The sequence below is a fragment of the Pseudoalteromonas sp. NGC95 genome (genome assembly GCF_015864705.1).
In the GTDB taxonomy this organism is placed as follows: Bacteria; Pseudomonadota; Gammaproteobacteria; order Enterobacterales; family Alteromonadaceae; genus Pseudoalteromonas; species Pseudoalteromonas arctica.
In genome coordinates this window covers 173,119-198,877 of sequence record NZ_JADYWR010000006.1, presented here as the reverse complement: position 1 = coordinate 198,877, position 25,759 = coordinate 173,119, and the positions used below count along the sequence as shown (strand labels likewise).

Sequence of the window (25,759 nt, the reverse complement as noted above, 5' to 3'; positions counted from 1 at the left end):
AATTTTTATAAAGCCCTGATACATAAAGGCTTGGCATATGTTTTTTCTTGTTGTTTGCGCACGGGTAAGAAAAATACTTTTTAATCTTGGTAAGTATATTGCAGTTACCATGCCATTGTTGACCGCTCGGTCAGCTGGTTGTTGTTAGTATGCTTATTAACTTAATAAGCACTGAAAAGGTGTTAATAATGAATAATAAATACCGCCTTACTATGCAGGGAATGACAAAGAAGTATCCCGGATGTATAGCCAATAACGGCGTAACCTTAAAAATTAAGCATGGGGAAGTGCATGCCTTATTAGGTGAAAACGGTGCCGGTAAAAGCACACTAATGAAAATGCTTTATGGTGTAGTTAAACCTGACCAAGGGGACATGTTTTTTAATGGCAGGATAATGAATATAAAAGAGCCTGCTGATGCGCGTGATTTAGGCATTGGAATGGTGTTTCAGCATTTTTCGTTATTTGAAACACTTACGGTTGCCCAAAATATTGAATTAGCGTTAGGTGATTTAGCAGGGCATAGCAGCACGCTTGCGGGTCGAATTACAAAAACATCAACACGCTATGGTATGCCATTAGATCCACACAGATTGGTATCAACACTTTCAACTGGCGAGCGTCAACGAGTAGAAATCGTGCGGTGTTTGTTATTAGATATTCAACTACTTATTTTAGACGAACCCACCTCAGTCCTTACCCCACAAGAAGTCGATGCATTATTTAAAACTCTAAAATCACTTAAAAAAGAAGGCTGCTCCGTGCTGTTTATTAGCCACAAACTGCACGAAGTGATTGAGTTATGTGACAGTGCGACCATTTTGCGAGGCGGAAAAGTAAGCGGGCATTGTATTCCTAAAAACGAAACTAGTGAGTCAATTGCTAGGCTAATGGTAGGCGACAACACGCCAATTAGTAACCAAACTCGCAGAGCCTTGGGGACGGCTGACTTTTTAACCGTTAATAGTTTAACCACCGCGGCACAAGCGTTATTTGAAACACCCCTTAAAAACATTAACTTTGCAGTACAGCAAGGTGAAATAGTGGGCATTGCAGGTGTTGCTGGCAACGGGCAAGAAGAGTTATTAAAAGTGCTTTCGGGGGAGCAAATTCAAGCAAGTAGCCGTGCCATTAAATTTAAAAACACTGTTGTTGATGCACTGTGCCCGCTAAAAAGGCGCCGCCTTGGACTTGCATGTGTTCCAGAGGATAGGCTTGGGCGAGGAGCCGTGCCCACTATGGATTTAGCGCAAAATACACTGCTGACTAGTTTTGATAGTGGACTAGTTAAAAATGGCTTTTTAGTAAAACAAAAAATTACCGAGCTTGCTAATAAAATCATAACAAAATACAAGGTTAAAACGCCAAGTTTTCGCACTCATGCAGCTAGCCTTTCAGGTGGTAATTTACAAAAATTTATTATTGGTCGCGAGGTAGAGCAAAGCCCAAAACTACTCGTTATGTCGCATCCTACTTGGGGAGTAGATATAGGCGCACAAGTGGCGATACATGAAGCTATTTTGAAGCTTCGCGACGAGGGGTGTGCGGTACTCGTTATTTCAGAAGATTTAGATGAACTTTATAAAATTTGCGACCGCATTGGCGCAATTTGCGATGGAAAACTGTCTCCTATTTTAAACACCGATACCGTACCGCTTGTGCAGTTAGGACAGTGGATGGCTGGCGATTTTAGTGACGACCTTAATAATCTGCCTACATTACAAACATCAAAAGGGGCTCTAGCATGATTAAGTTAGAACCACGTATTCAGCGCTCGCCGGCTTGGAGTTATTTCTCTCCTGTTTTAGCTATCTTACTCACATTAATAACCGGTTACGTGGTGTTTGCCTTATTAGGGCATGACCCGCTAAATGCCTTATATACATTGCTTATAGCACCTGTTGCCGATTGGTATGGTGTAACTGAGCTACTTGTAATGACCATTCCTATTTTGCTATGCGCCTATGGTTTAGCACTTTGTTATAGAGCATCGGTTTGGAATATAGGCGCAGAAGGGCAACTGCTTATTGGTGGTGTATGTGCAAGTGCTGTAGCCGTTAACTTTGTTGACTCATCAAGTGCTTTTGCAATGCCACTAACATTACTTGCGGGTATTGCTGGTGGCATGTTGTGGGCGGGGCTTGCTGCTTTTATGAAGCTGCGTTTAAACACTAATGAAATTTTAGTCACCATAATGCTGAACTACATAGCAGTAAATGTATTGCTGTGGGCTGTTCATGGGCCACTCAAAGATCCTCACGGTTATAACTTTCCTGAAAGTGCATTGTTTGGCGATAGCACGTTATTGCCCGTTTTATTCGAAGGTACTCGATTGCACTTAGGCCTGGCGTTTGCGTTATTAGCGCTATGCGCCACATGGGTTTTTATTAGTAAAACCTTTATAGGCTTTCAAATACAAGTACTTGGGCTTGATGCATCCGCTGCCAAAATGGCGGGTTACAAGCGAGCATTATTAATTACAGGAGTGTTAGTTATTAGCGGTGGCTTAGCGGGGCTTGCTGGTGCGGGCGAAGTAGCTGGGCCTATTGGACAGCTGGTTCCACAAATATCACCTGGTTATGGCTATGCCGCCATTATTGTTGCTTTTTTAGGGCGATTGCACCCAGTAGGAATTACGTTTGCGGGCTTACTAATGGGGCTTATTTATATGGGAGGTGAGCTTGCGCAAATTAACATGGGATTACCAAACGCCATTACCGGTATTTTTCAGGGGTTAATGTTGTTTTATTTACTCTCGTGCGATGTGCTTATTACTTATCGGCTTAGATTTTCGCTGCCATTTAAACAACAAAAAGCGCAGCCAATACATATTGCACAGGAGTCTTAAATTATGGATTTAGATGTAATTACTAATATTTTATACGCCACTATTCGTACAGGCACCCCCTTATTGCTGGTGGCGCTGGGTGAAATGGTATGCGAAAAAAGCGGCACCTTAAATTTAGGGCAAGAAGGCATGATGCTTTTAGGCGCAGTGGCAGGGTTTATAACCATGTATCAATGCGACAACCTATTTATTGGTTTTACGGTAGCAGCTTTGGTTGGTGTTATGGCCTCACTTATTTTTGCTTTTGTAGCACTTAATTTAAATGCTAGCCAAGTAGCGGCAGGTTTGGCGCTGACTATTTTTGGTACTGGCCTTTCGGCATTTTTAGGTGCCGACTATGAAGGAAAAACGATTAATGCCTTACCTACATTAGCAATAGCTGGGTTTGAGCATATTCCGGTTTTAGGCAAGGCGCTATTTTCGCAAGACGCCATTGTGTATTTAAGTTGGAGTTTAGTGCTTGGTGCGTATTTGTTTTTTAAATACCACAGAGCAGGGCTTGCAGTACGGGCTATTGGTGAAAACCCAAGTGTGGGTAATAACTTAGGTTTACCTGTAATGCGTACACGTTATTTAGCCGTTATGTTTGGCGGCGCACTGGCTGGTATTGCGGGCGCTTACTTGTCGTTGGCTTATACACCACTTTGGACTCAAAACATGACGGCAGGGCGAGGTTGGATAGCCCTTGCGCTCGTGGTGTTTGCAAGCTGGCGTATTGAGCGCGTAATGCTTGGTGCTTATTTATTTGGCTTTGCCAGCATTATGCACTTAGTTGCACAAGCGTTCGGTTTAGCGGTTGATTCTAACTTATTGGCCATGCTGCCTTATGGTGCAACACTTATTGTATTGATTATGCTCAGTAAAAATAAACAAAAGCTAAAAATGTACGAACCCATGTGGTTAGGTAAACCTTGGCACAAGGGTCATTAAATTGATTACAAAATCAATAAGGTAAATTACCTGCTTCAACAGGATATTAAAAATATAACACGGAGAATAACAATGAAAAAATTTATAACAACACTCGGGGTTGCATTGAGCTTGTGCATAAGCGCATCAGCTATTGCAAAAGATAACGTAAAAGTAGGCTTTGTATATGTAAGTCCAATTGGTGAGGCCGGTTGGACGTATACACACGATGTAAGCCGGCAGTACCTAGAAGACAAATTTGGCGACAAAATAGAAACTACTTTTGTTGAAAGCGTACCAGAAGGAGCCGATGCTGAGCGTGTTATTACGCAACTAGCCAAAAGCGGGCACGATTTAATATTTACAACGTCGTTTGGCTACATGAACCCAACACTTAAAGTGGCTAAACGGTTTCCTAATGCAAAGTTTGAGCATGCTACAGGCTATAAACGCGCAAAAAACGTAAGCACTTACTTTGATCGCATTTACGAAGGACGCTACCTAACAGGTGTTATTGCAGGGCACATGAGTAAAACCGACAGTATTGGTTATATTGCTGCGTTTCCTATTCCGGAGGTAATACGCGGTATAAATGCATTTACGCTTGGCCTGCGCTCAGTAAAGCCTAATGCAAAAGTAAAAGTAGTGTGGGTTAATAGCTGGTTTGATCCGGGTAAAGAGCGAGAAGCTGCCGATAGCCTTATAGATCAAGGCGTTGATATTATAACTCAACATACTGATTCGCCTGCACCACTGCAAGCAGCTGAAGCCGCTGGTATTTACGCTATTGGCTACCACTCAGATATGAGCGGATACGGTAAAAAAGCACATTTAACGGCGGCGGTTCATCATTGGGATGAATTTTATGCAGAGCGCGTACAGCAAGTACTTGACGATAAATGGCAATCGCAAGATATATGGAAAGGGATAGGCTCAGGGATGACTCGCTTAGCGCCGCTAAGTAAAGACATTCCAAGTGATGTTGTGAGTGAAGTGAACGCGATTTCAGAGAAAATTGGTAAAGGTGAATTCCATCCATTTACTGGCCCTATAAAAAATCAGCAAGGTGAGCTGGTTATTGAGGCGGGTAAAACAATAGACGACAAAACGTTGTTGGGTATGGACTTTTATGTTGAGGGCGTTGAAGGGCAGCTTAAATAAGCCGTTAACGCAATAACAATGAGTTGGTCACTTAGACAAATACAGTGGCTAACTCGCAAAACGTAGAGGTTTATATGTCAATAAACACAAGCTCGTCTGACGATATTATATATGCGGTTGATGACACCCCAGGCGCGACCGAATCATTTTTTGCAGGCTTGCAACATGTACTAGCAAGCTTTGTTGGCATTATTACGCCCACTCTTATTATTGGTGGGGTGCTAGGCCTTGGCAGCGAAATACCTTATTTAATTAGTATGGCATTATTTGTATCTGGTGTGGGCACGGTTATACAAGCGCGGCGTGTTGGCCCGGTGGGGTCAGGATTGATATGTGTGCAAGGTACAAGCTTTGCCTTTTTAGGAACTATTTTAGCGACAGGCTTTACCGTTAAAGCAACGGGTGGCAATAATGACGAAGTCCTTGGCACTATATTTGCTGTGTGCTTTTTAGCCGCTTTTGTTGAAGTATTTATTAGTTTTTTTATTAGTAAATTAGGCAAAGTAATAAAGCCAGTAGTCACTGGTGTGGTGATTACCACTATTGGTATTTACCTAATTAAAGTAGGCATGACTGATATAGGCGGCGGGCAATGGTTACTTACTAATATGCCTGAAAAATTTGCTTCAACGAGTAACTTAATTGTTGGTTTTTCGGTTGTTGCTTTAGTAGTGCTGCTTAATGCCAGTAAAAATCAATGGGTAAGGCTAACGGCTGTCGTAGTTGCAATGATACTTGGCTGGCTACTAGCCTTTGTATTAGGTATCGCTAAATTCAAATTAGGTGAATTTGATTTAATTGCCATCCCACTGCCCTTTAAATACGGCTTTAATGTTGATTTTGGTGCACTCATAGCCTTTGGCTTTTTATACCTTATTACTGCAATTGAATCGACTGGTGATATTACTGCCAATTGTGCTGTTTCTAAGCTACCTGTTACAGGACCTAGTTACTTAGCACGTATTCGTGGTGGTATTTTAGGTGATGGTGTTAACTCGATGATTGCCGCCTTATTTAACACTTTTCCTAATACTACTTTTAGTCAGAACAACGGCGTTATTCAGCTAACCGGTGTTGCCAGCAGACATATAGGCCTGTGGATCGGCAGTATTTTAATCATTCTTGGTTTGTTTCCTGTGATTGGTGCTGTATTACAAAATATACCTAAACCTGTTTTGGGCGGTGCAACGCTTGTAATGTTTGGCACCGTTGCCGCCGCGGGCGTAAAAATACTCGCAAGCGAAAAAATAAATCGCAGAAGCCTACTTATTATTGCGGTGAGTTTGGGGCTCGGGCTAGGTGTTAGTTTTGTACCGGAGTTGTTTGCAAACGCACCTAAGTTAGTTACTGCCATATTTGGTAGCGCAGTGACGGTGTCGGGTATCACCGCAATAATAATGACGTTGGTACTACCAGAAAATTACTCAGCAAGTACGGATCATCTTAACTAAACTAATAAAAATCATAAAAGGGATTAACAATGAAAATCAAAACAATAAAAAAATTAGCATTAGTAACTGCAATTGCAATGTGCTCTACAGGTGTATCGGCTAAAGAGCTTTGGTCTGATTTTAGTATTACCGCAATGACAGGAGCCGACTACCTAGAGCCGTTTTCAGGGGAGGAAGACGATAGAAGTGTTGTTACTATAGAGCATGCATCGGGACATACATGGGGCAGTACGTTCTTCTTTATGGATAGGCTAAGTAATCCCGATGAAGTGTACGGTGAGCTAAACATAAACCCTACTCTTTACAAGCCACAAAATAGCTTTGTTAAAGAGGTGTTTTTAGGCCTACAAACAGAGTATGGCTCGGGAGATACGGATCAAAATAACTATTTATTAGGGGGCGGTGTATCACTTGATGTACCTGGCTTTCAATATTTTAATGTGGCTTATTATCGTCGTTTTCAAGATGATATAGGTATTCAACGTGAAGATAATAACCAAATAACAGTCACGTGGGGCTATAACAAAGGTAACTTTAGATACGATGGCTTTTTAGATATTGTAGATAGCACCGACACAATGTTTGGTAAAAGTGAAGGTGGCTTTAACTTTACCTCGCAGATTAAATACAATATTGCCCCTATGCTCGGCTTAGATACAGGCCGCCTTGATGTGGGTATTGAGTATGTTTATTGGAAAAATAAATTTGGTGTAGATGGGCAAACCGAACATAATCCAAACTTGCTAGTTAAATGGCATTTTTAACAGCAAATGGAATGGTATTTAATTAATAATTAAAGGCTACTTTTTAGTAGTTTTTTATTTGATAATCTTAAATAATTGAATAGCTTAAATTAATTGTGTTAAATTACTTTTTAATAACACTATATGGATTTTTTGCATGGACTCTGAAATTGATTTTTCTACCTACACTTTAGATGAGCTTTACTCATCAGCGAGAGCTATAGATCGCGAAGCCTACCCAGATCGAGCAAAAGAAATAGACGACTTAATTGAAACGCGAGAAGCACAGAACCCATCTGAAAATATTGTATCAAAAGTAGCAGGAGAAAAAGCAACGCGCTCAGATAGGCTAGTGGCTGCTATTGTTGATGGCGTTTTAGGTGTTGTTTGTTTTATACCTGTATTCATACTCGTAGGGTTTGATAATTTAAGCCAACCAACGCTTACTTTATCTGCAGGTTTGCTAGGTTATGGCATATTAAGCACGTTAGTGCTTCATGGTTACCTCATGTACCAACGCGGACAAACAATTGGTAAATCTTTAATGTCTATCCGTATTGAAAATTTAGATGGTACACAAGCAAGCTTTACTACAATTTACTTCAAACGCATGCTTTGTATGCAACTATTATCACTTGTCCCTTCGGTAGGTCAGTTTATAGCTGGTTTTGTTAATCCATTATTTATATTTGGAAAAGATAAACGATGTTTACATGATCATTTAGCGGGAACAAAAGTGAGTTATGTAGATTAATCAGGATATTAATTATGGCAGCTTTGCCTAGGCAAAAAAAACTACCCGGATTTAAAATAGTCTATAGTTTGGCTTTATCAGCATTATTTATTGTCATTTTGCTATTTTACATGGAAGTAATTAACGAAAAACCTTTATTGCATCAGTTTTTATATTTGTTTGGATTATCTTCTTTAGGAGTGGTTATTGAATGGCTATCTACAAATAATAAGCAATCACAAGCTATTGATATTGCCAATGGTGAATTTAAATTACTTGGTATAAATATAAAGGTGTCTGAGCTAGAAGAAGTACTTTACTGTCAAACGAAGCGGTTTGAGCATACCTTAAGGTTTAAATTTAGAGACGCGACTTACCGAGACATAGAAATATCAGCCCCTGACTTGATTGATGATTTACGTTTTTATCACTTTATGGTTGGTAACGGTTTACCAGTAAAAATGACAGACGATACAGGGCGTTTTTTTGAGCGAACTTAACATTACAGCAAGGAGCGAGTGATGATTAAAACAGCTTTTATGCTAGCAAGTGCGGTCTTTAGTGGATATTCACATGCAGACTCATTTGAAGGATGCTATTCAAGAACAGACAAAATAACTAGCGCGACCCCTATGCTCAACGACGATGGTAGCGAAAGTGATGAGCGTTTTAAATTAAAAACGAGCTATATAAATATATTTAAAAAAGACGATAAATATTTTACAGAAGGTCTTATCTGGGGCTTTAATTTTCATATTTTCACGATAACAGCACCGTTAGAAGGGACGACAGAACCATTACCTTTAGTACTAAAGGGTAAAAAATTGGTGTTTGAAGAGCAAGAGCCCGAATACGATATTAACTGTAAGTTTGAGCTAGAATTTGATGAGAATGGTTTGAATATTATGGATGAAAACTATCATTGCTCTAACTACATGTTTTACTGTGGAGTACACGCAAGTGTTAATAATATTCAATTAGTTAAAACGTCTAAAGGGTGCAATTAACAAAGCCATTTTTAATATTTTTTGGATTAGCTAGTTTGTATTTTAACTTGTTGGTACAGCTAAGAAGGACTTACCATGCGCAGTTTTTTATTATTTATAGGCTACTCATCTTATATTGGTAGTATGGGTGATAGTCTGCTTGGTTTATATGCCTTATGGGTCCTAATAAGTAATGAATTAGCGCTACTAAGCTTATCGCTTAATGACTTTTTAGCGCAGTATGTTGAGTTTATATTTTGGGTGAAGCGAGTCGCATTTTATGTAATGCCACAAGGCTTTGCCAAGTGGTTATTTGGCATACCAGCTGTTATTTACTTTCCTGTACGTATATTAATGAGCTTAGTAATTGGTTGGTGGGCGCTTAAAAAGGCAGCTCAGTTAAAAAGCTGAAGGGTATTAAAAGTGATTACACATAAAAAATTAGACATACTCTACCTTGACGGTATAGCAGGTTTACTTGCTGGTTTAACTTTGTTTAGTTTTCAATCTTGGTTCTACGAAATTTATTCACTACCTTTACATGCACTTCAATTTATTACAGCAGCTAATATACTTTATGGTATATGCGCACTTTTATTAGCATTTAAAAGAACAAGAAGCTTATTAGCCATTAAAGTATTAGCTATAGCCAACTGCTTTTGGGTAATAGTTTGTATTTTCTTTATTTTTGAATATATTAATTCTGCAAGTTGGATAGGTATTAGCCTATTAATCTTTGAATCAATTTTTGTAGGCTATCTTGCTTACTTTGAGTGTATAAATAGCGCTAGCTTAATTTATGGGCCTACTTATAAACAACGTGTAAAAAATACCTACTTTTAAAATAATTACCTTCTCAAATATTACCTTTCATAAAACCTAACCTCAAACTGCATTCAGTGTGAATTACAGCGTTGTTTTTAAATGTATTTTTCAAAGTTAATTCAAATTTTAAGGGATGTTTTTTTGGCACGTAAGTTGATACAACTCCTTATAAATTTTAAAAAGGAATTACCATGACTGCTGAATACTTTATGGTACTAGGGTTACTCGGTGTTGCATTTTTTGCTGTTGCAGGGGCATTGCTTGGGTATGAAAAAAACATTAGTGGCTTTGGCGTCGTAGTGGTTGCAACCGTTACAGCATTAGGGGGCGGTACCCTCAGAGATATACTTTTAAACAAACCGGTATTTTGGATTGCTACCCCAGAGTATTTATATTCGACCTATGGGGCCGTTATAGCAACAATTGCATTTATTCGATATTTACCGCGCGTTAATAATTACTACTTTTTATTGGTAGACGCTGTTGGTATGGCGCTATTTAATATTATGGGGATAGAAAAAGCACTCATTAATGGCTCTGGCATGGTGGTCGCAATTACCATGGGCATTACTACAGGTATATTTGGTGGTTTAATACGCGACGTAATTTGCCGTGAGGTGCCAACTGTTATGCGCAGCGAACCTTACGCCTCTGCGTGTTTAGCGGGTGGTGCAGTCTATGCTGCTTTATTTAGCCTTAATGTAGATTACATTTGGTGTATTTTAGGCTCATTTTTCACGACTATCTTTTTAAGATTAGGCTCTTTGCATTGGGGTTGGCATTTAACTATTTTCAGAAAAAAAGACTTCAGAGATCAAAGCGACTAATTTTAGCTACGAGTAGCTCGCGTTTGCATGTGGTACTCGTAATTATCCTCATCCGTTATAGTAAAACCCAGCCGCTTATAAAGTCCTAATGCTGGGTTGTTTTTAAGCACGGTGAGTTTAATGGGTTTTGACTGCGCATTTGTAATTACTTGTTCAATAACCGCTTTCCCATACCCTTTATTTTGGTGCAATGGATGTATTTGTAATTGCATTATTTCAACGTGTTGAGCGTGCGTTTGGTATTTTAAAGTACCAATTGGTACCTCATTTATAACTATAAGATGGGAGCAGTCATATTGATCATCAAGCCTTAAAACATGCTGTTGATCAGTTAAAAATAACCCGGCATTTTCTAAGTGTTCAACCATAGTCAGTTTTCTGAGGCTTAATAAGTAGTCTCGGTCTGAATATGCTGCCTTTATAAATTTAAAAACCATAGTGCTCCCTTGCAACAGCCTTAATGTTTATATTTGTAGAACGAACTAAAATATGTGCGCAGTATTAAATGTGCAAGCCAAGCTAACAAAGGCAATACTACCAATACCCAAGTGCTTTCCACCAAAGCCCGCCAACAATTCCCCATACACTTAAATTAATAACGCTCATTATAAGGCCCATTACCCACCAGTCTTTTAACGATACATAGCCTGAGCCAAACACTATGGGTGATGTGCCTGTTGCGTAATGCGTTAACGACATCATGAGTGATGAAGCGCCTGCTAACAGTAAACCTAAAAATAAAGGCGGAGCGCCAAGCGCCAAACCTGCGGCGTAAAATGCGGCAAACATAGCAGTAATATGTGCTGTGGTACTGGCAAAAAAGTAATGAGCGTAAAAATACACAGCTACCAATATAATGGCCGATACAATCCAGTCAAAACCCAGTTGCGCAATGTTGCTCTCAACAAGTGTTGAAAACCACGTTACCAAACCTAATTTATTTAAAAAAGTGGCCATCATTACTAATGCTGAAAACCAAACAACGGTATCCCACGCAGACTTTTCTTTAAGTACATCGTCCCAGCTTAATACACCAGTCACTAATAAAACCGATAAACCTAAAAAGGCCACTGCGGTTGTGTTAACTGCGTAGTCAGCCCCTAAAATCATTGCAGGCACGCCGGCCCATAAAATAAGCAGCATGGCAAAAACACCCACCATTATTTTTTCGCCGTAACTCATTGGGCCCATTTCAGTTAATTTAGATTCTGCGTAGGTTTTAGCGTCGGGCGTACTTTTAACTTCAGGTGGGTAAATGGCATAAACAACCAAAGGCACAAGGGCAATACATAGCAAACCAGGAACAAGCGCTGCGAGCGCCCACGTACCCCAAGTAATACTAATATTTGCACCGGTAGCATCAGCAATCAGCTTTACAATTAGAGGGTTTGGCGCAGTTGCCGTAATAAACATAGCTGATGTAATAGGGTTTATATGGTAGCTCACTAAAGCAAGGTAGTGCCCAATTTTACGAGATGTACCTTCCTCAGGGGACGAGCCAAAACTTGTTGCTATCGACTTCATTATTGGGTGAATAATAGCGCCGCCTCGTGCGGTATTACTTGGCGTTACAGGCGCTATAACAAGTTCAGAAAGTGCGAGTGCATAGCCAATACCAATAGTTTTTTTACCAAAAAAAGAAATAAAATTATAGCCAATACGATTACCTAAACCGGTTTTAGCTAAACCCCGAGATATGATAATAGCAATACCAATCAACCAAATTAATGAATTAGAAAAGCCACTTAATGCATCTTTAATAGCGCCAGATGGGCTGTCATTAGTTACGCCGGTTAACGCAACAGAGGTAATAGCTAAAATAGCAATGGCGCCGATTGGCATTGCTTTACCAATAATGGCAACAACAGTACCAATAAATAAAGCTAACAAATGCCATGCGTTTTCGGTAACACCTTGCGGGGGCGGTACAGCAAACCAAAGTAGTAAAACAATGGCTATAGAAATCAGTCCAGAGGTAACTCGAATATCAGTACCCTTCATTAAAAATGTCCCTAAGTTTTAGAAATGCATGCATTCTGTGTATTGAAAAGGCGACGTTATTCTACTTCATTTTATAATAAAAAAAATGACGCACATCATATGAATATTAGACTTATTTAATTTTATTAATAAAGAGGTAATAAATCATAAACTAAAGTGATTGATTACATTACCCGATGAGAGCTTACGTTGTGCTTAATCAACTCTTATATTTTTAAGAGTTAGCTTGAATTGTTTTATCGACTAGCAAGGTCTTTGTAAGTCTTAACGAATACTTGGAAATACAATGAACTTAAAATTAACCAACAACGTGATTACTTTTTTATTAGCGAGTAGCTTTTTGTTACTTGGCTTATCGTTTGCGTTAGGAGCAAACCCTAATACGTTAACGGCTACGTTTAGTTTTTATGGCGTTGATTCGCTAATGTCTGTATCTGCATTAGGTTTGATTAGTGGCTCATTTATGATTGCCTTAGCGTTTGCCACCGTGCTCGCTCGCCTTAAATTAATGAAACCTACACCAGCACTTTTACTTGCAGCAATTATAAGTTTAGTTGCATTACTTACCTTGTTTGCCAGTAACCGTTGGATGGCTCAACTTGGCGGCTTTCCAATCATTGGTAGTGGGCAGGGTATAATTAAATACTTTGCTGTAGTGCCTTTGTATTTGTTTTTATTTTATAAAGACAAACTTACCGACAAACAACACGTACTTTTAAACTTTATACCGGTTGCCATGGTTTTATTGTGGATTGGCGGCATGAAGTTTTATGAGTTTGAAGCAAAAGGCATTGTAAGTTTAGTAGAAACCTCACCGTTTATGTCGTGGTTATACACGGTATTTAGCGTACAAGGCGCGTCTAACGTGATTGGCGGGTTTGATGTATTATTTGCTGTGTTATTGGGCTTAGGGCTATTTTTAAATAATAAAAAGCTAATTATTGTAAGTGGCTTAGCGTGTTTAAGCGTATTTATGATGACCCAAACATTCTTAATTACTGCAACCGGTGCATTTAGCTCTTCCACTTTACTGGAACGCTTAGGGCAGTTTGTAATTAAAGATCTTTGGTATATAGCCAACCTTGTTGTTATTGCTTTTTTAATGATTTTTAAACCGACTAAATAATATAAAGAGGACGTTATGATCAGTTGCAACCAATACGACTACATCGAAATTGCCTGTATGCACCATTTAAGCATTGAGCTTATATTAAAAAATGGTGATGGTGTATGTGGCGTAGCAACTGACACAAAACGCAATTCTAATAGAGACGAATGCATAGTTGTTAACGTAAATAGCGAGCTGCAACTCATTGTGCTTACTACAATCAGCGTACTTAAAGCGCGTGAGAAAAATCCATACTTTGACCACGTGAAATTTGATGTAAAGTAAACACCTCACTCATTCGTTTTTATCATAAATATCTCTAGCGAGTCTGTATCATTAATATGTTAAGGCTCGCTTATCTCACCAATGCTTTAGCTAATTACGCGCTAAATACATAAAGCCAAAATTTTCCTACAACTTTCTTTTGTTCTTAACTCGAGTTTTTCACCGAACAAGGCTAAACGCCAACTATTAAAGCGTATAACAATGCTAAACCAGTATAAGTAAGCCTCAATAAGCCTTAACTAGCGCTTAGTATCCGTACGTTTGTTAATTATGGTCGTAAAAGGTAGCTACATAAATAAAGCTAACTTACAGAGCCAGCTGTTTAAATAAACAGCTGTTTTAATTTTGTCCGATAACATCATTAAAAATCGTTTTGGTGAAAAATAACAAAGACCTTTTTATTACATGCCTAATCACTTGTTTACATTAAAGTTATTTAGTGGAATTATTAAATAATGTAATATACGCCGTTCTGGGGTGTTATAACCCCCCAAAGTGGTGTCTAATAAGCAGATTAGTTTTAAATCTGACCAAGGAGTAGGTTTCATGAAAAAGCTCATATTACTAAGCAAAACCTCAATATTGTTTTGCTTAGTATCAAGTAGTGCCTTTGCTACGCCTAAGGTAAATATAAATACTGAGTATTACTCAATACATGGTTCAACGGCTAATGAGCTAAGAAATGAAATGAATACTAAAAGCTCTATTAAGCAATCGGGAAACACCTACGATGCTTATACTTCTTGGTTTGTTAATTGGCGCTTTAACTGGAATGAAAGTAATGGTCTGTGCTCTATGACGAGTGTTAAAAGTACTGTCAAAGTTAATTTCACTCTTCCCAAGTGGGAGAATAGTAATAGTGCAGAGGTAAACCTAAAAAAGCGTTGGGCACATTATTACAATGCACTAATTGCTCACGAAAATGGCCATAAAGACTTTGGTATTAATGCAGCTAAAGAGATTGAAAATCGTCTGTCAGTTTTAGCAGCAAAAAATTGCTCTAGTTTAAAAAGTAAAGCCAATAGTCTTGGTAAAAAGATTATTGATAAATACGTAGTGCTTGAAAAAAAGTATGATAAAAATACTAATCATGGAATGAAAAATGGGGCCGTATTCCCATAAAACATAACAGCACGCCCAGAGGTGGACAGCAAGCACCAAAGCTCACTTTTCACCGCAAATTTTAATAGTGGTGATCCCTTACTTTTTAATGCTGTTAAGTAAGTTGATTCGTCGTAAGGCGTGTGTGTTTTCCAGCACCTAAATAGTATTCGTATCCACTTAAATGCCAATGAACTGATGATGGTATTATGAGGCTTTCCTATGGTTTCTTGCTGCCAACTATCGTGGTCAATTAACGGTGCTTTAGCCTAAAATAAATAACGCACAGGTAATCCAGCCCATTCTAGAAAGAGTAAAAAAGACAACCATACTAAATTTCCAGTAATACCTCCCAAAATGCCAATTAAAACAACAGCTAACTCTTTTTATATTCCACGTAAAATACAGTAAAAGATTGAACCAAAATAGGAACTCAGCTATGGTTTGTTTATCAATAAAAACAAATAAAAAAACGAGTTAATTTACAGGCTCGTTATACGGTCTGAAACTTATGAATCATGCGTCTATAGAACGATCTTACAATAATCTTTTAAAAGACTTAGCAGATATCAATTTAATTCAGCAAGTAGCGAATGCTGCATTTAAACGAGAGTTCGATATTCTCGATGAATTTGAAAAGAGTAAATCACCTAATTCTGTCGTAGGCAGTTATGCTTTTGGATTTGATAATCCCTTTTCAGGTGAAGTAGAAAAATATGCGTTTCGTAAAACGAGTCTTTCTGACTTAAAAAGTTTAACTCTTAAACAAAAAAATAATCAGTACTGTTGGCTGTTGTCGAATGCATTTGAAAAATTCGAAAGTTATGTTAAGCGTTCATATGAAATGTTAACTACTAAAACAGCGCCAAGGGACTTAAAAACAACGTTAACATATTTCAGTAATAATTACCCTTTGTTAAATGAAAACGAGAAAAGTAATAAGTGTAATATTCACCTAAAAATTGCAGTTCTATTAGTAGAAAAACTAAGGCATGCAATTGTACATGAGCAAGGTTGTATATTAGATTCTAAAGCATTTATTAATAAAGTTATTAAACAATCTGGTATCAATAATGATCGACTTGAGCACGAAAAATTTATTCAACAATTTATATTTGATGGGAAAGTTTATATCATTGAGCTACCAATAGTTGATGGGGATTTGTTACCTCGTTATCATGATATATATCGGCATTTAGTAAGTTATCTACTAGCGTATGCTTATTTAATAAAAGAGCACACAGAGCCTAGTGTAAAAACCGTATAACAACACATCCTGATGTGGACGACTAGTAAAATTCAGCCATTAATTGCAAGTTTTAAAAGGGGTGAGCCTCTTCGTTTTCCACCACCTAAATACAACCTTTATCAATTTGAATACCAGCGATCTAATAATAAATTGCGCTATCCCACTTATTTTCACTTCAGCGATATCATCAAACGCGCGCAATTTCCCTTAAAACCAATACCTAAAAAAAATAACTATGGGAGGTCCTGTAGTCAAATAACAATATTTTAGTAAACGCTAGTTCATATTACGTCACGTAATATCCATACAGAACTTTAAGTTAAACATACGTTCGTGCAGCGTTCCCATTTTCATTTGACTCAATTTATTGGACATTCTTTTTATGAAATTAAAGTTATTTATCGCAATTATTTTTAGCACTTCGATGTCGTCTTACGCGACAGAAGCAGTATATAAAACGGAGTTTTCATTCGAAGACTTAAAAGCGCTGGCAAAAGCCTCAGCCGAAAAGCCCTATACGGCAACCAAGGTGCCAGCGCCGGAGTTAATCGATAAAATTACGTATGACGAACATTGGAAAATACGCTTTAAAGAAGATGAAACCTTATACCCAAGTGGAAAAAAGGCACCTGTACAATTATTTTACCCTGGGCGATATTTTCCTGAGCCAGTAAGTATTTACATCAGAGACGATAAAAATCAGGTTCAAAATGTACCTTTTAGTAATGATGTTTTTGATATGCCTGATGACAGCCCAGCTCACGATCTCCCAGAAGGGTTTGGATTTGCAGGCTTTAGAATAATGCGCCCAGATATGAAACCAGATTGGATATCTTTTTTAGGCGCGTCTTATTTTCGTACTGATGGGCCAGAGGGGCAATATGGACTGTCTGCTCGAGGTATCGCGATTAATACGGGTATGAATCAGCCAGAAGAGTTTCCGCGCTTTTCTGCATTTTGGATTGGTCCTGCAGAGAAAAAAGGTGAAAGTGTGTCTGTTTGGGCATTGCTTGAAGGGCCTTCTATCACTGGTGCTTATCGATTTGGTTTAAGCAAAGATAACAAAGAAGCCAAAGGCCATATTACCTCTGTAACGGCTAATTTGTATATGCGCGCCGACGTTGAACGCTTAGGCGTAGCACCGTTAACCAGTATGTATTGGTACTCACAAAAAGATAAAACAGAAGCTAAAGATTGGCGCCCAGAAATTCACGACAGCGATGGCCTGGCGATTCACACAGGATCGGGTCAATACGTTTGGCGCCCATTAAATAATCCTCAGTCGGTGTCGACCAATAGTTTTATTGATGAGAACCCAAAAGGGTTTGGCTTAATCCAAAGAGATCGTGACTTTAATAACTACCAAGACGATGGCGTATTTTATAATAAGCGTTCATCAGCGTGGATAAAACCCACTGACGATTGGGGGAAAGGTGCAGTTCAGTTAATCGAAATTCCTACAAAAGATGAAACGTTTGACAACATTGTTGCCTACTGGGTGCCCGAAAAAGAGGCGCGCAAAGGCGACGAGTTTACCTTTTCTTATGATATTGAGTGGCGTCCACTCGATCCAAAATCAAAAACGCTTGCAAGCGTTGTAAATACTCGACAAGGCTTAGGCGGGATTCCCGGCCAGCCAATCCCTGAAGGTGTTAACAAGATGGTGATTGATTTTGAAGGCCCAGTGTTTAAAGGCTTAGATAACAAAAGTGGTATAAAGCCGATTGTTGAAGCCAGCAATGGTGAAATACTAGAGCCTATTGGGGTTTATCCGGTAGTTGGTACAAACCAATGGCGATTAGCATTTGACTACAAACAAGCTAACAATAATCCGGTGAACATACGCGCGTATTTAGTTGATAAAAATGATGAAGCTATAACTGAGACATGGGTAAGTGATGCAAAGGTAACGATTAAATAAGTCTTTAAATAAGCATTAAAGTAAAACGGGTGGCTATATTTTGATTTGCTAGGTAATTATAGCCACCATAATGCCTTTTAAAACGCCAATCAAAACACCATTAAAACTCCCTTTTATATCCCACGTAAAATACAGTAAACGATTGAATCAAAATATGAACTCGGCTATGGTTTGTTTATCAAGAAAAATAAAATAACGAGTTAACCTGCAGCTTGTTAGCTGTTTCGAGGGATTGTATGTTTTTTTTGAGTAAATTATTTTGTTGGGAGCGAGGCCGACAAAAATCAGGCTACGATAAAATGTTGATTTGTGGTGCTACGTGGCCAATTAAATTTGATACATATTTGCTTAAATTCCCACAAGGAAGTGAAATAGCACCACACACAGACAAAGTTGAATCTGGTAAACACTATCGATTGAATATAGTGCTTAAAAAAGCAGATTTGGGTGGTGAGTTTATTTGCAGTGATCCGATATTTGAAACAAAGCGGGTTAAGCTATTCCGCCCTGATGTAAGTGAGCATCAGGTATCAAAAGTTATAAAAGGTAATAGATATTTACTCAGCATAGGGTGGATAAAAGGGAGCTCTAAATGCTAGATTTAAGACCTAATTGTGAATGTTGTGATAAGAATCTACCTGCACAGTCCAGTGAGGCTTTTATTTGTTCATTTGAATGCACATTTTGTTCTGGCTGTGCTCAAACGGTGTTAAATAACGTGTGCCCAAACTGCTCAGGTAATTTGGTTCAGCGGCCAATTCGCCCTTTGGCTGCACTAAAAAATTACCCAGCATCGACTAAGCGGGTATTAAACGAAAGTGGTTGTGCGCCAAACACATAAAAACATAAAGTATAATAATTACATTTTCTGGGTATGGAGATCTGATGAGAAAATCCTTTGAATTTACTGTTAAGTCAATCAAAGTTAAAATAATTAACGCTTGGTTTAGTGGTGCTAAATTATATGTGAATGGTGACTTACGAGATACTGACAAAACTTTGTTCGCTTTTAGGAATAATACTTTACTATCTGCAAATTTAGGTGAGTTGGGTGTTCTAGAAATCAAGCCATTATCGGGTTTAATTACCGTTGAAATGGATGCATATCTGGTCAATGGTACAAACATTCAACATGTATATAGCTCACATAAACGCCTTAGCCTAAAAGAGCAAAGGGCAGTCCGATAAAGCTACTTTAAATAACGAATATTCCTGTGTTTTCCTGCATTTACCTGCCTTCAGTAATAACCTCCAAATGACTTTGAGGAGGTTTAAGCCCCTAAGCATACCAAGTTAATATACTTGGTTTACTCGATTACCTTAAAATCACTCATACTCTTTCACATAAAGTAAAAGCGCGCTGTACATTACACTGAGTGCTTTTCTTACATCGCTGTCGATAACCGCTTCTGCTGGGTGATGGCTTATACCGCCTGGGCTGCGTATAAACAACATGCCAACGGGGCAAATAGGAGCGACTGCCATTGCATCGTGCCCAGCGCCTGAGGCAAGTGAAGGCGATGCTTGGTTGTTGAGTTTACATGCGCTTGAAAACAAATGCTGAATAGTAGTGTCGCACGCTACGGCATCGGCGGCATGCGTCCATTGCCAATCAAGCGTTAAATTGCGTTTGTTTGCTATAGATTGTGCGCTGCTTTGTATGGCGCTTAGTAAGTTAGCGAGATCGGTGTCGCTTTGTGCGCGTGCGTCTAGGCTTATGGTTGTTTTGCCTGCAATCACGTTTGTAGCCCCTGGGCGAGATTGTATTTGCCCTACGGTGGCAACTTCGCCATTTTTAGCATTGCTTGCTAGTTTTTCAATTTCGGTTACTAATTCGGCGCAGCCTGCTAACGAATCCTGACGTAAATTCATAGGCGTAGTGCCTGCATGACCGCTTTGGCCTGTTAGGGTAAGCATGGCGCGTTTTGCCCCTGCAATGGCCGTTACAACGCCTAACGCCTGATTAACCGACTCGAGTACTGGACCTTGCTCTATATGAGTTTCCCAGTAAGCTAGTAACTCATTTTTGTTTAGTGCGGCCTTTGCGTAGTCGTTAGGGTTTAGGCCAAAGTCGAGCATGGCTTGGCGCATATTTATGCCGTTTGTGTCTTCAATGTTTAGCCACTGTGGGTCAAATTCGTTAGCGAGGGCTTTTGAGCCAATTAAAGTTGTGGCAAAGCGAGTGCCTTCTTCATCGCAAAAGCCCACTACATCTAAATGAAAGGGCAGGTCGAGCTTTAACTTATGTGCAAGCGATGCAATTTCTATCCCCAGTAGTACACCTAAAATACCATCAAACGCACCTGCGTTTGGTACTGTGTCGAGGTGCGACCCTATAATTAAACGTTTAGCATGTGGGTTTGATGATTTAAGCCGCCCCCAAAGGTTGCCCACTTCGTCTTGCCACGATTGCATGCCTGCCTCAACCATCCACGATGCAGTAACGGCGTTACACTCTTTGTGCTCTTTTGATAAGTACACGCGGTGAATGCCACCTTTCATTTGCGATAGTGCGCTGAGGGTTTTACAGCGAGATAAAGCGCGTGTTGCGTATTCATCAGCAAGTTCTTTGTTTAATAAAGGGCTGTGTTGTGAGCTTACAATCGTCATGCTAAATCCTTTTTTTATTTATAGTGAGCAAGGGCTGCAATGGCGGCTTCGCCTTTAGGGCCTTTGTAACCGTTGGCATGTAAGCAAGCGTCTAAGCTTGCAAGTGTTTGTAATACAGCATCTTTGCGTGCGTTGTAACCCATGGTGCCAATACGCCAAATTTTGCCATGCAGTGGCCCAAACGAAGTGCCAATTTCTATTCCAAAATCGGTTAGCATTTGTCCGCGCACGTGATCGGCATTAATGCCCTCGGGTATATACACACCCAGTACGTTGTTCATTTTATGTGTTAAATCGCCAAATACATTTAAGCCGAGCGCTTGAATGCCTGTTAGCATGGCATCGCCATGTAATTTGTGGCGCGCTACGCAGTTATCTACGCCTTCTTCAATTACTATGCGGGCGCATTCTGAGGCGCAGTACAGCATGCTGGTGGCTTCGGTATGATGATTTAGGCGCTCTTCCCCCCAGTAATTCATGATCATACCTAAATCAAAATAGTTAGAGCGCACAAAGGGTTCTGTGCCATCGGTATGATGGGCCGTGCGAATACCTGCCTCTACCTTTTTGCGTTTTTGGATCCAATCGGCGCATTTATCGCTTAGTGTTAATGGCGCTGACCCAGAAGGACCGCCTAAACATTTTTGTAGGCCAACCGAAAGTGCATCGAGTTTCCATTCATCGGCAGGAAGTTCGTTACCCACAATAGATGCGGTAGCATCACAATAAAATAGTACATCGTGCTTTTGGCAAATATCGCCAATATGCTCAAGAGGTTGGTTCATGGTGGTGGATGTATCGCCTTGTACCATAGCAAGTACATGGGGTTTTACATCAACAATGGCTTTTTCGATCTGTTCTGGCGTAAACACTTCGCCCCACGGTACTTCTATTGTGTGCACCTTTGCGCCAACGCGTTCTGCTATTTCAGCAAGTAGGTGGCCAAAGCGCCCCATAATTGGCACTAGTACTTTATCGCCTGGGCGTAAAATTGAGCATAATACGGCTTCAATACCCGCGCGCGATGTGCCATCTATTAGCATGGTCCATTCGTTTTTAGTTTTAAAAATTTCGCGGTAACGCGCCATGGTTTCGTTCATAAAACCGGTCATTACTGGGTCGTATTGGCCTATAAGCTGCGCCGACATAGCACGTAAAACACGAGGGTCGGCATTAATTGGGCCTGGTCCCATTAATAAACGCTGTGGTGGGTTTAAGGTTTGAACTTGCGTGTTATTAAACATATTTTAGGCTCCCAGAGTTTGAATAAGCATGCGTATGCCGGTTATCATTAATACAACGGCAAAGGCGCGTTTTAGTTGTTTTTGATCCAGCTTGCTACCAATTTTTACGCCAATAGGCGCAAATAAAATAGTCAGCGGAATAATAAGAAAAAAGGCAGGGAGGTTAACTAACCCCCACGTACCTAGGGGAGCATCGGTTGGCGTTGTGCCAATACTTAATAAGGTAATAACACCTGGTAGCGCAATCAATAAACCAAAAACGGCCGCAGTTCCTACTGCAACATGGGCGCGTACATTAAATGCGTTTAGCATAGGTACGCCAATAGTACCGCCGCCTATGCCAATCATTACCGACAAACCACCTACAATACTTGCCATAACGCCTTGACCAAATTTACCTGGCAGTTGTTTTACAAGCGCAGGTGCGCCGGCTCTAAATAACATGTTTAAACTGACTAAAATAGCAATGCAGGCAAACATGAGCACTAATGCGTTACCGCGAACGGTATGAGCAATAATACTACCGACTACCGCCATAACTAATATAAACGGTGCCCAGTATTTTATTAGCGGAAGGTCAATATTTCCTTTGCTATGATGCGAGCGAATAGATGAAAGCGAAGTAGGTACTATGGTTGCAAGTGATGTGGCGGTGGCTATCATCATTGCCGACTCTGGGCTTACGCCAAAACCTTGCAGTAAAAAATACAGCACAGGTACGATAACAATACCGCCGCCTACACCAAAAAGTCCTGCTAAAATTCCGGCAAAAATACCGGTTGCAATTAAGGCCGCAACTATTGGCCATTGGTTTATTATTTCTGACATTGTGTTCCTGCTGTAGTTACTGTTGCACGTCCATCTGAACGAGGATCTGTTGCAGCTTCAAGGCTTGTAGGTGTATCTAAAATAGCCCCAGCGTGCCCCATCATTTCGTTATTATTATCAACGCTTACCCAATCGTGGTCACGTTGATTTAATTCATGTTCTATATGAAAAACTAACTCTTTTTCAATTTTTAAATTTGTACTTGTATCGCCCCATGTACGTCCAAGTAACCAACGAGGGTCGCTAATTGCTTGTTTTATTGATTTATTTCGCCATGCGTAGCCTGCAAAAACAGCGGCTTGGGTTTGTGGTTGCCCTTCACCGCCCATTGTTCCGTAAGCAAGTCGACGACCATCGCTAAACTTTGCCATTGCTGGGTTAAGTGTATGAGCCGGCTTTTTATTTGGCGCAAGGGCGTTAATATTGTTACTCGCATCAATATCTTCATTGTTTAAACTAAAGCTTAAACCTCGGTTATTCCACACAAAGCCGCCTTCACTCATTAATATTCCGCTGCCAAATTCCCAGTAAATACTTTGAATAAAGCTTACTAATTGCCCGTTTTTATCTCTGGCTGCCATCCACACCGTATCGCCAGGCTCTGCGTTAAATGGCCATTTTTTGGCTTTACTCATATCAATATTATTAGCAAGTTCGCTTAAGCGATCATCGGTTAGTGCGTTTTTATAATCATCCCCTAACACATCAGGGTCAGCCCAAAGGGTAGGGCGATGGGTAAAGCTTTGCTTAGTTGCCTCAACAATTAAGTGCGTCCAGTCGGCATCGGTTTTAGCTAAATGCTTTAACTTATTTACGGCACCAATTATTTGTAGTGAATGCACGCCCTGTGTTGGCGCGGGTAAGTTGTAGCAATCAATACCACTGAGGTTTGCATTTAGCGCAGTAACTACCTCGGCTTTAGTATTTGCAATGTCACCTGCGGTAATTGAGCTGCCTGCTTTTGCTAAGTCGGCGGCAAATGAGTTGGCAAGTGCGCCTTCATAAAATGCGTTTAAACCATGTTTTGCTAGGTATTCAAACGTTGCTGCAAGTTTAGGGTTTTTAAAATGTTGACCTGCTTGTAAGGGCTTGCCATTGGGTATGTAGAGGTTTTTAAACGCGTCATTGGTATTGTTAGCAGTGGCTAGCTTTTCGCAGCCTGCTTGCAAGCTTTTTGTAACGGTAAAGCCCTCGCGCGCAAGCTCAATAGCGGGTGCTAAAATTTGTGACAGTGGTAGTGCTGCGTGCTCATCTAGTTCAAGCGCTTTTTGCCAGCCGCGTATTGTGCCCGTTTGAGTCAGTGCACTTAATCCGCCACGCTCTGGTATTTGCGTGAGCGAGTTATAGGGCGTTGTATTAGTTGCTGCGCGGCCGCAGGCGTCAATAGCTGTGGGCGTTTTTTGGTTTGGGTTATCGATAAGCCAAAAGCTGTCGCCACCAATTGAGTTCATGTGTGGATACACAACGCTAATCGCAGCGGCAGCCGCTACCATAGCCTCGGTAGCTGTACCGCCTTGTTTTAGTATATTTATACCCGCCTCTGTTGCCGAAAAATGAGACGCGGTAAATGCAATATTGTGTGTGGTCATGCCGTTGTGCCTTGTTTAAAGTGTGCAGCTAGGTGCTTAACGCAAGCAAGTAGGCTTTTATCGTTACCGTGGGTCATCATTAATGAAAAACCATACGGATGATCATTTGCTAAATCAGCCAGCGGTAAATGCACTTGCGCTGAGCCACTAAGCCCTGCAATTGCCGAAAGCGTAATAATTTGCATGCGTAAGGCGCTTGTGTCGGCGCCTAATTTAGGTGCGGTTGTAGGTGTGGTTGGCAAAAATAAACAGCTGTTTGTATTTAGGTTTTTAGCTATTAGTGTTTGCCATTGGGTTTGCACTTTTAGTGCTTCTTGTTCTTCTTGATCAGTTAGGGCAAGCGCCATATCAAAACGTGCCGCAATTGCTGGAGCAAACTGGGGAAGTTGCCCCGGCAATTGAAGCCAATCTTTATGCGTTTTTGCGATTGCTCGCCCTTGCAGTACTCTAAAACTATCAGCAAGTTCATTTAATAAGTTGCTGTTAGGTAGTTCAAATTCTTTATGGTGCTTAAAATTAGGCTTGGTTTTTTCAAGCAATTGTTTAAGTGGGACTTGTAAAACAGGGTCAACGAGTTCAAATAACGGCTCACAAATAACTAAGGTATCAACGTTATTAATAGCTTGATTTGGTAGCAGTACATTACCTACATCGCTTAATAGCTCAGCGCTTTGGGTAAGCCAACCTATGGTATCAAAAGGGGGAGCCAACGGTATTAGGCCGTCTTTTTCAATCACGTTATGGCTTGGCCTTATGCCATATAAACCACAATAGCTGGCGGGTATTCTAATTGAGCCGCCAGTGTCGGTGCCTAAGCCAATATCAGCTAAGTTTGCAGCAACGGATGCAGCAGACCCCATACTCGAACCACCGCAAGTATGTCCTTTTAATTTAGGATTTTGCGCAGCGCCATAATGTATATTATTACCCTCTAAGCTATAAGCCAGTTCGTCTGTGTGGGTAAAGCCTATAAAGTTACAACCAGCGGTCATGAGCTTATTAACCGAGCTTGCCGTATTTTGAGCCGGTTTAGCTGTTTTAAACCAATGTGGATTGCCAGCACTATTACGCTCGCCTTTTACTGCAAATACATCTTTTACGGCTAAGCGATTGTTTGCAAGTAGACCAGAGTGGTTTGTTTGCCACAGGGTAGGACCGTGATTGCAAAATATACTTTTGTTGTTTTTTTTATCACTCATTTGCAGCTCATTATTATAAAACTGACCAAGTACTTACTTATTAAGTTAAGAGTGATTAAAAAGCGGGCTGGTTATTATTATTTTAATACCAATTTTATTAAAAAAATGATCATTCTATTGGATTAAATAGCGCATTTACTT

Annotated in this window: 27 protein-coding genes and 1 pseudogene; 20 read left to right on the top strand and 8 right to left on the bottom strand. The window is 40.0% G+C overall.

The features are described 5' to 3' along the window. Positions 1-188: 188 nt before the first annotated feature. The 12 genes from I6E70_RS07930 (at position 189) to I6E70_RS07875 (ending at position 10,483) form a co-directional block, all read left to right on the top strand. A complete protein-coding gene (locus tag I6E70_RS07930) occupies positions 189-1,748 on the top strand; it encodes an ABC transporter ATP-binding protein (protein WP_197188457.1) in 1,560 nt (519 codons plus the stop codon). After that, a complete protein-coding gene (locus I6E70_RS07925) occupies positions 1,745-2,848 on the top strand; it encodes an ABC transporter permease (RefSeq protein ID WP_197188456.1) in 1,104 nt (367 codons plus the stop codon). The genes I6E70_RS07930 and I6E70_RS07925 overlap by 4 nt, the downstream gene beginning before the upstream one ends. A gap of 3 nt (positions 2,849-2,851) precedes the next feature. Continuing rightward, positions 2,852-3,778 carry an ABC transporter permease gene (locus I6E70_RS07920; protein WP_024600002.1) on the top strand — a complete coding sequence of 309 codons (927 nt, stop codon included), beginning with the start codon at positions 2,852-2,854 and terminating at the stop codon, positions 3,776-3,778. 72 nt (positions 3,779-3,850) lie between these two features. Beyond that, positions 3,851-4,918 (top strand): BMP family ABC transporter substrate-binding protein, encoded by a 1,068-nt coding sequence (locus I6E70_RS07915; protein ID WP_197188455.1) that lies wholly within the window; start codon positions 3,851-3,853, stop codon positions 4,916-4,918. Positions 4,919-4,992: 74 nt separating this feature from the next. Next, on the top strand, positions 4,993-6,369 hold the full coding sequence (locus I6E70_RS07910) for a uracil-xanthine permease family protein (RefSeq protein ID WP_076924304.1): 1,377 nt from the start codon (positions 4,993-4,995) through the stop codon (positions 6,367-6,369). Positions 6,370-6,398: 29 nt separating this feature from the next. Next, positions 6,399-7,133 carry a DUF5020 family protein gene (locus tag I6E70_RS07905; protein WP_154902967.1) on the top strand — a complete coding sequence of 245 codons (735 nt, stop codon included), beginning with the start codon at positions 6,399-6,401 and terminating at the stop codon, positions 7,131-7,133. A gap of 136 nt (positions 7,134-7,269) precedes the next feature. Further along, complete coding sequence (locus I6E70_RS07900) at positions 7,270-7,866, top strand: RDD family protein (RefSeq protein ID WP_182753797.1); 597 nt, start codon at positions 7,270-7,272, stop codon at positions 7,864-7,866. A 14-nt stretch (positions 7,867-7,880) separates the two neighbouring features. Then, positions 7,881-8,345: a hypothetical protein gene (locus tag I6E70_RS07895; protein WP_007584380.1), complete on the top strand. Its 465-nt coding sequence runs from the start codon at positions 7,881-7,883 to the stop codon at positions 8,343-8,345. Positions 8,346-8,366: 21 nt separating this feature from the next. Beyond that, the gene (locus I6E70_RS07890; RefSeq protein WP_231620076.1) at positions 8,367-8,852 is read left to right on the top strand and encodes a hypothetical protein; all 486 of its coding nucleotides are present in this window, start codon (positions 8,367-8,369) and stop codon (positions 8,850-8,852) included. A 75-nt stretch (positions 8,853-8,927) separates the two neighbouring features. Then, positions 8,928-9,242 (top strand): hypothetical protein, encoded by a 315-nt coding sequence (locus I6E70_RS07885; protein WP_197188454.1) that lies wholly within the window; start codon positions 8,928-8,930, stop codon positions 9,240-9,242. A 12-nt stretch (positions 9,243-9,254) separates the two neighbouring features. Continuing rightward, positions 9,255-9,674 carry a hypothetical protein gene (locus tag I6E70_RS07880; RefSeq protein ID WP_004334618.1) on the top strand — a complete coding sequence of 140 codons (420 nt, stop codon included), beginning with the start codon at positions 9,255-9,257 and terminating at the stop codon, positions 9,672-9,674. 173 nt (positions 9,675-9,847) lie between these two features. Beyond that, entirely contained in the window at positions 9,848-10,483 is a 636-nt protein-coding gene (locus tag I6E70_RS07875) for a trimeric intracellular cation channel family protein (protein ID WP_004334621.1), read from the top strand. Between the two features lie 2 nt (positions 10,484-10,485). Here the strand turns inward: I6E70_RS07875 and I6E70_RS07870 are convergent, their stop codons facing one another. Together I6E70_RS07870 and I6E70_RS07865 are read right to left on the bottom strand one after the other, a co-directional pair. Beyond that, on the bottom strand, positions 10,486-10,920 hold the full coding sequence (locus tag I6E70_RS07870; protein ID WP_197174066.1) for a GNAT family N-acetyltransferase: 435 nt from the start codon (positions 10,918-10,920) through the stop codon (positions 10,486-10,488). A 97-nt stretch (positions 10,921-11,017) separates the two neighbouring features. Then, positions 11,018-12,484 (bottom strand): DASS family sodium-coupled anion symporter, encoded by a 1,467-nt coding sequence (locus tag I6E70_RS07865; RefSeq protein ID WP_121954193.1) that lies wholly within the window; start codon positions 12,482-12,484, stop codon positions 11,018-11,020. A 286-nt stretch (positions 12,485-12,770) separates the two neighbouring features. Here I6E70_RS07865 and I6E70_RS07860 point away from each other — a divergent pair, with 286 nt between their 5' ends. The 3 genes from I6E70_RS07860 (at position 12,771) to I6E70_RS07850 (ending at position 14,999) form a co-directional block, all read left to right on the top strand. After that, on the top strand, positions 12,771-13,610 hold the full coding sequence (locus I6E70_RS07860; protein ID WP_169044710.1) for a DUF417 family protein: 840 nt from the start codon (positions 12,771-12,773) through the stop codon (positions 13,608-13,610). A 15-nt stretch (positions 13,611-13,625) separates the two neighbouring features. Next, a complete protein-coding gene (locus I6E70_RS07855) occupies positions 13,626-13,877 on the top strand; it encodes a Rho-binding antiterminator (protein ID WP_165735568.1) in 252 nt (83 codons plus the stop codon). A gap of 546 nt (positions 13,878-14,423) precedes the next feature. Further along, complete coding sequence (locus I6E70_RS07850; RefSeq protein WP_149603516.1) at positions 14,424-14,999, top strand: DUF922 domain-containing Zn-dependent protease; 576 nt, start codon at positions 14,424-14,426, stop codon at positions 14,997-14,999. A gap of 62 nt (positions 15,000-15,061) precedes the next feature. Here I6E70_RS07850 and I6E70_RS20900 read toward each other — a convergent pair. Next, positions 15,062-15,214, bottom strand: a pseudogene (locus I6E70_RS20900) (IS110 family transposase); the annotation flags it as partial. Positions 15,215-15,489: 275 nt separating this feature from the next. Between I6E70_RS20900 and I6E70_RS07845 the strand changes: the two are divergent. The 5 genes from I6E70_RS07845 to I6E70_RS07825 all read left to right on the top strand — a co-directional run bounded on the left by I6E70_RS07845 (position 15,490) and on the right by I6E70_RS07825 (position 19,336). Then, complete coding sequence (locus I6E70_RS07845) at positions 15,490-16,245, top strand: hypothetical protein (protein ID WP_121954196.1); 756 nt, start codon at positions 15,490-15,492, stop codon at positions 16,243-16,245. A gap of 364 nt (positions 16,246-16,609) precedes the next feature. After that, positions 16,610-18,148 (top strand): glucan biosynthesis protein, encoded by a 1,539-nt coding sequence (locus I6E70_RS07840; protein ID WP_197188453.1) that lies wholly within the window; start codon positions 16,610-16,612, stop codon positions 18,146-18,148. Positions 18,149-18,384: 236 nt separating this feature from the next. Then, the gene (locus I6E70_RS07835) at positions 18,385-18,747 is read left to right on the top strand and encodes a 2OG-Fe(II) oxygenase (protein WP_101216351.1); all 363 of its coding nucleotides are present in this window, start codon (positions 18,385-18,387) and stop codon (positions 18,745-18,747) included. After that, positions 18,741-18,989 carry a DUF1272 domain-containing protein gene (locus tag I6E70_RS07830; RefSeq protein WP_197152196.1) on the top strand — a complete coding sequence of 83 codons (249 nt, stop codon included), beginning with the start codon at positions 18,741-18,743 and terminating at the stop codon, positions 18,987-18,989. Before I6E70_RS07835 ends, I6E70_RS07830 begins: the two co-directional genes overlap by 7 nt. 44 nt (positions 18,990-19,033) lie before the next feature. Beyond that, a complete protein-coding gene (locus tag I6E70_RS07825; RefSeq protein ID WP_197188452.1) occupies positions 19,034-19,336 on the top strand; it encodes a hypothetical protein in 303 nt (100 codons plus the stop codon). Positions 19,337-19,474: 138 nt separating this feature from the next. Here I6E70_RS07825 and I6E70_RS07820 read toward each other — a convergent pair whose 3' ends face one another. From I6E70_RS07820 to I6E70_RS07800, 5 genes are read right to left on the bottom strand one after another with little or no spacing between them, the layout of a single operon-like run. Continuing rightward, entirely contained in the window at positions 19,475-20,758 is a 1,284-nt protein-coding gene (locus tag I6E70_RS07820) for an allantoate amidohydrolase (protein ID WP_197188451.1), read from the bottom strand. Positions 20,759-20,772: 14 nt separating this feature from the next. Further along, the gene (locus I6E70_RS07815; protein ID WP_197188450.1) at positions 20,773-22,002 is read right to left on the bottom strand and encodes a pyridoxal-phosphate-dependent aminotransferase family protein; all 1,230 of its coding nucleotides are present in this window, start codon (positions 22,000-22,002) and stop codon (positions 20,773-20,775) included. Positions 22,003-22,005: 3 nt separating this feature from the next. Further along, complete coding sequence (locus I6E70_RS07810; protein ID WP_197188449.1) at positions 22,006-22,830, bottom strand: sulfite exporter TauE/SafE family protein; 825 nt, start codon at positions 22,828-22,830, stop codon at positions 22,006-22,008. Continuing rightward, on the bottom strand, positions 22,818-24,419 hold the full coding sequence (locus I6E70_RS07805) for a gamma-glutamyltransferase family protein (RefSeq protein WP_197188448.1): 1,602 nt from the start codon (positions 24,417-24,419) through the stop codon (positions 22,818-22,820). The genes I6E70_RS07810 and I6E70_RS07805 overlap by 13 nt, the downstream gene beginning before the upstream one ends. Further along, the gene (locus tag I6E70_RS07800) at positions 24,416-25,618 is read right to left on the bottom strand and encodes an amidase family protein (protein WP_197188447.1); all 1,203 of its coding nucleotides are present in this window, start codon (positions 25,616-25,618) and stop codon (positions 24,416-24,418) included. The genes I6E70_RS07805 and I6E70_RS07800 overlap by 4 nt, the downstream gene beginning before the upstream one ends. Between the last annotated feature and the right edge of the window lie 141 nt (positions 25,619-25,759).

Bases quoted from the DNA above. Each gene is read 5' to 3' on its own strand.
- I6E70_RS07930 (WP_197188457.1), top strand. From the start codon at position 189: ATGAATAATAAATACCGCCTTACTATGCAGGGAATGACAAAGAAGTAT.
- I6E70_RS07925 (WP_197188456.1), top strand. From the start codon at position 1,745: ATGATTAAGTTAGAACCACGTATTCAGCGCTCGCCGGCTTGGAGTTAT.
- I6E70_RS07920 (WP_024600002.1), top strand. From the start codon at position 2,852: ATGGATTTAGATGTAATTACTAATATTTTATACGCCACTATTCGTACA.
- I6E70_RS07915 (WP_197188455.1), top strand. From the start codon at position 3,851: ATGAAAAAATTTATAACAACACTCGGGGTTGCATTGAGCTTGTGCATA.
- I6E70_RS07910 (WP_076924304.1), top strand. From the start codon at position 4,993: ATGTCAATAAACACAAGCTCGTCTGACGATATTATATATGCGGTTGAT.
- I6E70_RS07905 (WP_154902967.1), top strand. From the start codon at position 6,399: ATGAAAATCAAAACAATAAAAAAATTAGCATTAGTAACTGCAATTGCA.
- I6E70_RS07900 (WP_182753797.1), top strand. From the start codon at position 7,270: ATGGACTCTGAAATTGATTTTTCTACCTACACTTTAGATGAGCTTTAC.
- I6E70_RS07895 (WP_007584380.1), top strand. From the start codon at position 7,881: ATGGCAGCTTTGCCTAGGCAAAAAAAACTACCCGGATTTAAAATAGTC.
- I6E70_RS07890 (WP_231620076.1), top strand. From the start codon at position 8,367: ATGATTAAAACAGCTTTTATGCTAGCAAGTGCGGTCTTTAGTGGATAT.
- I6E70_RS07885 (WP_197188454.1), top strand. From the start codon at position 8,928: ATGCGCAGTTTTTTATTATTTATAGGCTACTCATCTTATATTGGTAGT.
- I6E70_RS07875 (WP_004334621.1), top strand. From the start codon at position 9,848: ATGACTGCTGAATACTTTATGGTACTAGGGTTACTCGGTGTTGCATTT.
- I6E70_RS07870 (WP_197174066.1), bottom strand. From the start codon at position 10,920: ATGGTTTTTAAATTTATAAAGGCAGCATATTCAGACCGAGACTACTTA.
- I6E70_RS07865 (WP_121954193.1), bottom strand. From the start codon at position 12,484: ATGAAGGGTACTGATATTCGAGTTACCTCTGGACTGATTTCTATAGCC.
- I6E70_RS07860 (WP_169044710.1), top strand. From the start codon at position 12,771: ATGAACTTAAAATTAACCAACAACGTGATTACTTTTTTATTAGCGAGT.
- I6E70_RS07855 (WP_165735568.1), top strand. From the start codon at position 13,626: ATGATCAGTTGCAACCAATACGACTACATCGAAATTGCCTGTATGCAC.
- I6E70_RS07850 (WP_149603516.1), top strand. From the start codon at position 14,424: ATGAAAAAGCTCATATTACTAAGCAAAACCTCAATATTGTTTTGCTTA.
- I6E70_RS07845 (WP_121954196.1), top strand. From the start codon at position 15,490: ATGAATCATGCGTCTATAGAACGATCTTACAATAATCTTTTAAAAGAC.
- I6E70_RS07840 (WP_197188453.1), top strand. From the start codon at position 16,610: ATGAAATTAAAGTTATTTATCGCAATTATTTTTAGCACTTCGATGTCG.
- I6E70_RS07835 (WP_101216351.1), top strand. From the start codon at position 18,385: ATGTTTTTTTTGAGTAAATTATTTTGTTGGGAGCGAGGCCGACAAAAA.
- I6E70_RS07830 (WP_197152196.1), top strand. From the start codon at position 18,741: ATGCTAGATTTAAGACCTAATTGTGAATGTTGTGATAAGAATCTACCT.
- I6E70_RS07825 (WP_197188452.1), top strand. From the start codon at position 19,034: ATGAGAAAATCCTTTGAATTTACTGTTAAGTCAATCAAAGTTAAAATA.
- I6E70_RS07820 (WP_197188451.1), bottom strand. From the start codon at position 20,758: ATGACGATTGTAAGCTCACAACACAGCCCTTTATTAAACAAAGAACTT.
- I6E70_RS07815 (WP_197188450.1), bottom strand. From the start codon at position 22,002: ATGTTTAATAACACGCAAGTTCAAACCTTAAACCCACCACAGCGTTTA.
- I6E70_RS07810 (WP_197188449.1), bottom strand. From the start codon at position 22,830: ATGTCAGAAATAATAAACCAATGGCCAATAGTTGCGGCCTTAATTGCA.
- I6E70_RS07805 (WP_197188448.1), bottom strand. From the start codon at position 24,419: ATGACCACACACAATATTGCATTTACCGCGTCTCATTTTTCGGCAACA.
- I6E70_RS07800 (WP_197188447.1), bottom strand. From the start codon at position 25,618: ATGAGTGATAAAAAAAACAACAAAAGTATATTTTGCAATCACGGTCCT.